This window comes from Streptococcus taonis, from assembly GCF_029948085.1.
In the GTDB taxonomy this organism is placed as follows: Bacteria; Bacillota; Bacilli; order Lactobacillales; family Streptococcaceae; genus Streptococcus; species Streptococcus taonis.
In genome coordinates, this window is the sequence record NZ_JARZZP010000008.1 from 104103 (window position 1) to 111340 (window position 7238).

7 protein-coding genes are annotated in these 7238 nt (G+C 42.0%); all 7 read left to right on the top strand.

Annotation, left to right across the window (positions count from 1 at the left end; translation table 11 throughout):
• Window positions 1-26: 26 nt before the first annotated feature.
• The 7 genes from QEZ38_RS05830 (at window position 27) to QEZ38_RS05860 (ending at window position 7230) form a co-directional block, all read left to right on the top strand.
• Window positions 27-1406, top strand: coding sequence for a TrkH family potassium uptake protein (locus QEZ38_RS05830; RefSeq protein ID WP_075230256.1), 1380 nt, complete (start codon window positions 27-29; stop codon window positions 1404-1406).
• 12 nt (window positions 1407-1418) lie between these two features.
• Window positions 1419-2084 carry a potassium channel family protein gene (locus QEZ38_RS05835; protein ID WP_075230255.1) on the top strand — a complete coding sequence of 222 codons (666 nt, stop codon included), beginning with the start codon at window positions 1419-1421 and terminating at the stop codon, window positions 2082-2084.
• 122 nt (window positions 2085-2206) lie between these two features.
• Window positions 2207-3889, top strand: coding sequence for an SSURE domain-containing protein (locus tag QEZ38_RS05840; RefSeq protein ID WP_281335308.1), 1683 nt, complete (start codon window positions 2207-2209; stop codon window positions 3887-3889).
• Between the two features lie 123 nt (window positions 3890-4012).
• Window positions 4013-4711: a response regulator transcription factor gene (locus QEZ38_RS05845; RefSeq protein ID WP_075232389.1), complete on the top strand. Its 699-nt coding sequence runs from the start codon at window positions 4013-4015 to the stop codon at window positions 4709-4711.
• Window positions 4708-5760, top strand: a complete 1053-nt coding sequence (locus QEZ38_RS05850) for a sensor histidine kinase (RefSeq protein WP_075232390.1) — start codon at window positions 4708-4710, stop codon at window positions 5758-5760. The genes QEZ38_RS05845 and QEZ38_RS05850 overlap by 4 nt, the downstream gene beginning before the upstream one ends.
• 194 nt (window positions 5761-5954) lie before the next feature.
• On the top strand, window positions 5955-6566 hold the full coding sequence (gene rpsD / locus QEZ38_RS05855) for a 30S ribosomal protein S4 (protein ID WP_008810013.1): 612 nt from the start codon (window positions 5955-5957) through the stop codon (window positions 6564-6566).
• 202 nt (window positions 6567-6768) lie between these two features.
• Complete coding sequence (locus tag QEZ38_RS05860; protein WP_281335309.1) at window positions 6769-7230, top strand: sigma-70 family RNA polymerase sigma factor; 462 nt, start codon at window positions 6769-6771, stop codon at window positions 7228-7230.
• Window positions 7231-7238 lie beyond the last annotated feature (8 nt).

Consider the following 7238-nt stretch of genomic DNA (forward strand, 5'->3'; position numbering starts at 1 on the left):
TAACTGTTTTGTGGTACAATGTAGCTATGTTATTCAAATCATTAAGAGAAAAAATAGAGCAGAGTCTGGCTCAGATGTCACCTGCTCGTCGAATTTTTTTGAGTTTTGCCCTAGTCATTTTACTAGGTTCCCTACTTTTGAGCCTACCCGTTGTACAGGTAGCAACTTCCAGAGCAACTTATTTTGACCACCTTTTCACTACCGTGTCTATGGTCTGTGTGACGGGGCTCTTTACCCAACCTGTAGCGTCCACTTATAATATCTGGGGTCAGCTAATCTGCATGTTCTTAATTCAGATTGGTGGTTTAGGTCTCATGACCTTTATCGGAGTTTTCTATATTCAGAGTAAGCAAAAATTGAGTCTTAGAAACCGAGAAACAATCCAGGAAAGTTTTAATTATGGCGAAACTCGATCTTTGAAAAGCTTCATCCAATCGATTTTTCTAACCACCTTTTTGGTAGAAGCTGTGGGAGCCCTGCTCCTTAGTTTTCGTTTTGTTCCTGAGTTTGGTTGGGGGCGAGGTCTTTTTACCTCTGCTTTTCTAGCCATTTCCGCTTTTTGTAATGCTGGTTTTGATAATTTTGGAACGACCAGTTTAGTAGCCTACCAAACAGATCCACTGGTAAATCTTGTAATTTCTGCTTTGATTATCACAGGCGGTCTTGGTTTCATGGTCTGGTTTGACCTAGCGACACAAGTAGGTAGTAAAAGAAAGCGAAGACTTCGCTTTCATACGAAGTTGGTATTGATGCTGACAGTGGGAATTCTCCTTTTTGGAACGGTGACTACCCTACTGACAGAGTGGGGTAATACTGGAACAATTGGCAATCTCAGTTTCCCAGAAAAAGTTCTAGTCAGCTTTTTCCAAACCGTTAGCATGCGGACGGCAGGATTTGCTTCTATTGATTTTACACAAGCACGTCCTGTTACCCTACTTATTTATATCCTTCAGATGTTTTTAGGTGGAGCTCCTGGAGGAACGGCGGGTGGTTTGAAAATTACAACCTTCCTAGTCTTAATCCTCTTCGCTAGAACGGAGCTACTTGGTCTACCCCATGTAAATATTGCCAAACGAACCATCGATCCACGAACTGTCCAAAAATCTTTTAGTGTCTTTATCATCTTTTTGTTAACATTTTTATTAGGTTTAGTCTTACTTGGATTAACAACTAGTGGCAATCCGCCCTTTATTCATCTCATGTTTGAGACTATTTCAGCCCTTGCGACAGTTGGTGTTACAGCCAATCTAACACCGAATCTAGGTCAGCTAGCTCTAAGCGTCATCATGTTGCTTATGTTTATCGGACGTATCGGGCCATTGACCTTGCTGGTCAGTCTAGCAGATTATCAACCAAGCAAAAAAGATATGATGCATTATATGAAAGCAGATATTACCATTGGATAAGAAAGGAAAATCATGTCAGAACGTACAATAGGAATTTTAGGTCTAGGTGTGTTTGGTTCAAGTGTTCTAGAAGGGCTCTCAAAGCTAGATATGAACATTATCGCCATTGATAATCACGAAGAACGTATCAATCAATTTGAACCAGTATTAACGAGCGGTGTTGTAGGAGATATTACCGATGAAGAACTCCTGCGCTCAGCAGGTATTGATACTTGCGATACTGTAGTGGTTGCGACAGGGGAAAGCCTAGAGTCAAGTGTTCTTGCAGTCATGCACTGTAAGAGTCTAGGTGTTCCAACAGTTATTGCCAAGGTTAAAAGCCATACAGCAAAGAAGGTTTTAGAAAAAATCGGTGCAGATTTTGTTATTTCACCAGAATATGAGATGGGACAGTCACTTGCTCAAACGATTCTCTTCCATAATAGTGTTGATGTTTTCCAGTTAGATAAAAATGTTTCCATTGTTGAGATGGAAATTCCTCAAGTCTGGGTGGGTCAAAGCTTAAATCAACTAGATCTCCGTGGAAGATACAAGCTAAATGTCCTAGGATTTCGAGATCAAGAAAACTCGCCACTAGATGTCCAGTTTGGACCAGACGATATCTTACAAGCCAATACCTACATCATGGGAGTAGTTAATAATCAGCATTTAGACAAACTCGCTGAAATTAGTGAATAGATAACTAATATAAGTAATTTATAAGAGGGATTTAAGAAAAATTTTAACTTTTTCTTAATCCTTTTTAATTTTAGGAGATTATACTAGAGCTATCAAAAAAAGAAAACTCTAAGGAGAATCCTATGAAATTCAATCCAAATCAAAGCTATACTCGTTGGTCTATTCGCCGTCTCAGTGTCGGTGTTGCCTCAGTTGTTGTGGCCAGTGGCTTCTTTATCCTAGTTGGTCAACCAAGTTCTGTACGTGCCGATGTGGTCAATCCGACCCCTGCTCAAGTTGGGACAGATGCTACTTCGGTGAGTGAAAAGAGCGACTTACCAGCAGAGGTTCTCAAGAAAGCAGTTGATGTAGCTTTTCCTTCAGAACAGGCAGAATCAACACTTAAAGCAAGCTTGGATACTACAAGCTCTCCAGAAAAAGCGGACGAAACTGCTAAAGAGCCAGTAGTAGCACCAAAAGAAGAAGTGCAATCCCAAGCTGACTCTAAGAACCAAATAGAAGATGCAGTTAAACCTGTGGAAAGTCCTGCAGCTACAGTTGCTGGACAAGACCATGAAGCAAGTGAAGCGCAACCAGCAATCACCCCAGCTGAAGTACAAAACGGCGTGGCAGACAACACCAAAGACATAGTGGATGTTCCAGCTACTTACTTGGATAAAGCCAACTTCCCAGGTCCATTCACAGCCGGTGTTAACCAAGTTATCCCATATGAATTCTTCGCTGGTGACGGTATGTTGACTCGCCTTATCTTGAAAGCCTCAGACAAGGCCCCATGGTCAGACAACGGTTCAGCTAAAAATCCAGCTCTCCCACCAGTAGAGAAATTGGGCAAAGGTCTTTACTTCTACGAAGTGGACTTGGCAGGTACTCAAGGTAAATCAGATAAAGAGCTGCTTGACCTTTTGAAACAAAATGGTACGAAAAGCTACAAGGCAACCATCAAGGTGTACGGTGCCAAAGATGGCAAAGCTGATTTGAGCAACCTCGTAGCAACTAAAGAATTGACAGTGAACTTGAATGGCTTGACTACTCCAGCTGAAGTGCAAAAGGGCGTGGCTGACAATACCAAAGACACAGTAGATGTTCCAGCTACATACTTGGACAAAGCTAATTTCCCAGGTCCATTCACAGCCGGTGTTAACCAAGTCATTCCATATGAATTCTTCGCCGGTGACGGTATGTTGACACGCCTTATCTTGAAAGCCTCAGACAAGGCTCCATGGTCAGACAATGGTTCGGCTAAAAATCCAGCTCTCCCACCAGTAGAGAAATTGGGCAAAGGTCTTTACTTCTATGAAGTAGATTTGGCAGGAACTCAAGGTAAATCTGATAAAGACTTACTTGATCTCTTGAAACAAAATGGAACTCACAGCTACAAGGCAACTATCAAGGTTTATGGTGCGAAGGACGGCAAGGCAGACTTGAGCAACCTTGTAGCGACTAAGGATTTGACTGTTAATTTGAATGGGTATAAGTCTCTCAATCCGATGAAATCTCAAATGCCAGCTGCTAGCCAGGATAAGATGATGCCTAAAAAAGAGCAGGACAAAACCATGAATGCTAGCCAGCCTATGGCAACGCCAAGCATGAAACAAGATCAAGCTTCAGCAGCCTCAAGCAAAATGGCATCTAATAACAAGGTATCAAGTTCAATGATGGCTAATCAAATGAAAGACCAAAAAGACATGCTTCCATATACTGGTGAAGCCCAAACATCAATGGCTACTCTTGGATTCTTTGGATTAGCTTTGGCCGGCCTGCTAGGTGGACTCGGTTTGAAAGCTAAAAAAGAAGAAAATGACTAGTCTAGCTACAGACTTTCTATCTAGGATATGAAAAATCTAGATATCGTTTAGAATGTTCGTAAAGAGATTAAAATAGTGTTATACTATTGTGGTATAGCACTGTTTTTTTCAAAGGAGAGACAGATGGGAAAGACAATTTTACTCGTTGACGACGAGGTAGAAATCACAGATATTCATCAACGTTATCTGGTTCAGGCAGGATATCAGGTTTTGGTGGCCCATGATGGAGTAGAGGCCTTAGAAATCTTCAAGAGAAAACCAATTGATTTGATTATTACAGATATCATGATGCCTCGGATGGATGGTTATGATTTGATTAGTGAGGTTCAGTATCAATCTCCAGATCAGCCTTTTCTCTTTATCACGGCTAAGACTAGCGAGCAGGACAAGATTTATGGCCTGAGCTTAGGGGCAGATGACTTTATTGCCAAGCCCTTTAGCCCTCGTGAACTGGTTTTGCGTGTCCACAATATCTTGCGTCGCCTTCATCGTGGAGGTGAGACAGAAGTCGTCAGTCTCGGGGATTTACGGATGAATCACGGTAGTCATGAGGTCCAAGTCGGAGATGTGGCGCTTGATTTGACAGTCAAATCCTTCGAACTTCTATGGCTTCTAGCTAGCAATCCAGAGCGCGTTTTTTCTAAGACAGACCTCTATGAAAAGGTCTGGCAAGAGGCCTATGTGGATGATACTAATACCTTGAATGTTCATATTCATGCTCTTCGACAGGAGTTGGCTAAACATGCTAGCGCAGAAACGCCTACTATAAAAACTGTCTGGGGTTTGGGCTACAAAATTGAGAAAGCACGAGGTAATCAATGAAATTAAAAAGTTATATTTTAGTGGGGTATATCATTTCAACACTCCTAACGATTATCGTGGTTTTTTGGGCCATCCAGCGAATGCTAATTGAAGAAAGAGAGATTTATTTCCTAGTGGGTATGACTTTCGTGGCTAGTTTTGTTGGTGCTGGGATTAGTCTCTTTCTTCTGTCGCCAGTCTTTACATCATTGGCTAAACTTAAGGAACATGCCAAGCGGGTAGCGGACAAGGACTTTCCATCAAATCTGGAGGTTCAAGGGCCTGTAGAATTTCAGCAATTAGGCCAAGCCTTCAATGAAATGTCCCATGATTTGCAGGCGACCTTTGATTCCTTGGAAGAAAGCGAGCGAGAAAAGGGCTTGATGATTGCCCAGCTATCGCATGATATCAAGACCCCCATCACTTCGATCCAAGCGACGGTAGAAGGGATTTTGGATGGGGTTATCAAAGAAGGAGAACAGGACCATTATCTAGCAACCATTGGACGCCAGACTGAAAGACTCAATAAACTGGTTGAGGAGTTGAATTTTTTGACCCTAAACACAGCTAGAAATCAGGTCGAAACGACCAGCAAAGACAGTATTTTTCTGGACCAGCTCTTGATTGAGTGCATGAGTGAATTTCAGTTCTTGATTGAGCAGGAGGAACGAGATGTTCATTTGCAGGTAATCCCAGAGTCTGCCCGGATTGAAGGAGATTATGCCAAACTTTCTCGTATCTTGGTGAATCTGGTCAATAACGCTTTTAAATACTCAGCTCCAGAAACCAAGCTGGAAGTGGTGGCTAAGCTGGGAAATAACCAGCTTTCAATCAGTGTGACCGATGAGGGACAGGGGATTGCCCCAGAGGATTTAGAGAATATTTTCAAACGCCTTTATCGTGTAGAGACTTCGCGTAACATGAAAACAGGTGGTCATGGCTTAGGGCTTGCGATTGCGCGTGAATTGGCCCATCAATTGGGTGGAGAAATCACAGTCAGCAGCCAGTACGGCCTCGGAAGCACCTTTACTCTCGTTCTCCATCTCTCTGGCAGTGAAAATAAAGCTTAAACCCCCTTTACAAATCTAACCATTCGTGGTACAATATCCATTGTGTGAAATATCAGCAGGAAAGCATGAAGCTCGTCAACAGATGTCTTCTGATAAGTAACCTTGGCTGTTTAGGCGAAGGGCATCTGCACGAATCAGGGCTTTCTAAGTGACTATTTCCACCGAAATATTATTTATATCAGGAGGACATACACATGTCACGTTATACAGGACCATCTTGGAAACAAGCTCGTCGCCTTGGCCTTTCACTTACAGGTACAGGTAAAGAATTGGCACGTCGTAACTACGTACCAGGACAACACGGACCAAACAACCGTTCTAAATTGTCAGAATACGGTTTGCAATTGGCTGAAAAACAAAAACTTCGCTTCACTTACGGTGTAGGTGAAAAACAATTCCGTAACTTGTTCGTACAAGCTACTAAGATTAAAGAAGGAATCCTTGGTTTCAACTTCATGCTCCTTTTGGAACGTCGTTTGGATAACGTTGTTTACCGTCTTGGTCTTGCGACTACTCGTCGTCAAGCTCGTCAATTCGTAAACCACGGTCATATCCTTGTTGACGGAAAACGCGTTGATATCCCATCATACCGCGTAACTCCAGGTCAAGTGATCTCAGTTCGTGAAAAATCATTGAAAGTTCCAGCAATCCTTGAAGCAGTAGAAGCTACTCTTGGACGTCCAGCATTCGTATCATTCGACGCTGAAAAATTGGAAGGTTCATTGACTCGCTTGCCAGAACGTGATGAAATCAACCCAGAAATCAACGAAGCCCTTGTCGTTGAATTCTACAACAAAATGCTTTAATTTTAAGAAATATCTTACAGAAAGCCTACAACAGTGGGCTTTTTTTGTCAGAAAATTAGATTATGAAAAACTAGTCACCTTTACGTGAATTACAAACTTATAATCAATAACATTACAGACTCAAAAAAACACAAGACAGAAATCAAAGCCCTTCTTTCCCCCTTTCTCTGCTATACTACAAGCAGAGAAAGGGGGAAAGCAAATGCTTGAAAAGTATTATGAGAAAGTAAAAGGAATTGTCCATAAATGTAGAAAAGATTACTATCTTCACCTGTGGGAAAAAGAGGATTGGGATCAAGAAGGACTGATCTGTCTCTATGAACTCCTCGAGGCCCATCCAGAACTAGTAGTAGAAGAAGAAAAGAAACTCTATGTCTACTTCAAAACAAAATTCCGCAATCGAATCCTAGATAGCGTCAGAAAACAAGAGAGTCAAAAACGTCGCCTAGACCGAATGGCCTATGAAGAAGTAGGGGAAATTAGCCATCGCCTACCAGAAGGAGGATTGTGGCTGGATGATTACTACGCCCTTCATGAATTGTTGAATACTTATAGAAGAAAGTTACCACAAGATAAGCAAGAAGCCTATGAACGCCTCTGGGCAGACGAACGATTTAAAGGCCGCAAAGCCCTTCTCAGAGAGCTGAAGGAAGTAATTCAGTAGAAATGAAA

Excerpts from the sequence above, each read along its gene's own strand:
- QEZ38_RS05850 (WP_075232390.1), top strand. The coding sequence starts at position 4,708 with ATGAAATTAAAAAGTTATATTTTAGTGGGGTATATCATTTCAACACTC.
- QEZ38_RS05845 (WP_075232389.1), top strand. The coding sequence starts at position 4,013 with ATGGGAAAGACAATTTTACTCGTTGACGACGAGGTAGAAATCACAGAT.
- QEZ38_RS05860 (WP_281335309.1), top strand. The coding sequence starts at position 6,769 with ATGCTTGAAAAGTATTATGAGAAAGTAAAAGGAATTGTCCATAAATGT.
- QEZ38_RS05840 (WP_281335308.1), top strand. The coding sequence starts at position 2,207 with ATGAAATTCAATCCAAATCAAAGCTATACTCGTTGGTCTATTCGCCGT.
- QEZ38_RS05830 (WP_075230256.1), top strand. The coding sequence starts at position 27 with ATGTTATTCAAATCATTAAGAGAAAAAATAGAGCAGAGTCTGGCTCAG.
- QEZ38_RS05835 (WP_075230255.1), top strand. The coding sequence starts at position 1,419 with ATGTCAGAACGTACAATAGGAATTTTAGGTCTAGGTGTGTTTGGTTCA.
- rpsD (WP_008810013.1), top strand. The coding sequence starts at position 5,955 with ATGTCACGTTATACAGGACCATCTTGGAAACAAGCTCGTCGCCTTGGC.